The organism is Colwellia sp. TT2012 (genome assembly GCF_001440345.1).
GTDB lineage: Bacteria > Pseudomonadota > Gammaproteobacteria > Enterobacterales > Alteromonadaceae > Colwellia.
Genome location: NZ_LJYX01000135.1, coordinates 1 through 801, shown reverse-complemented (window position 1 = coordinate 801; position 801 = coordinate 1). Strand labels below are relative to the sequence as shown.

Annotated in this window: 1 protein-coding gene and 1 pseudogene; both read right to left on the bottom strand. The window is 59.9% G+C overall.

The window, feature by feature from the left end:
* Positions 1 to 137 (bottom strand): annotated as a pseudogene (locus ASU03_RS20335) (DNA recombination/repair protein RecA); the annotation flags it as partial.
* Between the two features lie 83 nt (positions 138 to 220).
* Complete coding sequence (locus ASU03_RS19145; protein ID WP_269433044.1) at positions 221 to 712, bottom strand: CinA family protein; 492 nt, start codon at positions 710 to 712, stop codon at positions 221 to 223.
* Positions 713 to 801: the final 89 nt, after the last annotated feature.

Genomic DNA, 801 nt, shown 5'->3' with positions numbered 1-801 from the left:
AGACCCAGAGAGCCAGTGGAAATAGCCGGGATCGCCTGACGGTCGTGATCGCCCATACGCATTACGGCACCCTTGCCGAATTGACGTTCGATCTGACCCAGGGCCGCAGCCAAGGCTTTCTTCTTGTTGTCGTCCATTAAAGTCCTCACGTAATCAATAAGGCCTGACGGCCAACACCTGTATAAGTAGACAGTATTGTTCCATAAAGATCGGGGATCGCCTACCCCTGATTTTCTATTTCTGCTGCAGCTCGTCGCAACAGCCCCTCTAATGCGGCTTTTACCGTTTGTCGGCGGACCTCGTCACGGTTTCCAGGGAAGTGCTGGCACTCGGCCGTAACCTCGTCACCGACCCCCCAGGCCAGCCATACGGTGCCCACCGGTTTGTCCGGCGAGCCGCCAGCGGGGCCTGCCACACCGCTGACCGCCACGGCAAACCGCGCCAGGCTTTTTTCCTGGGCGCCCCTGGCCATGGCCTCGACCACTTCACGGCTTACGGCGCCGACCTTGGGGAACAGCCCTTCCGGTACATTGAGCTGGCGGGTCTTCTGCCGATTGGAATAGGTCACATAACCGGCCTCGAACCAGGCCGAACTCCCGGGAATCCGTGTGATGGCTTCGGAAATACCGCCACCGGTGCAAGATTCGGCGGTGGGGGCGTGGGCATTGAGCACCAGCATACGTCGACCAAGTTCGGCGGCGAGTTGGGTAATTTCCTACACGGTCGTCTCCAGGAAAGTGCGGGGGTTTGCCTGCCCTACAGGAGCCCATCGGACACGCAAACGGCAGACAGCTGCAACAG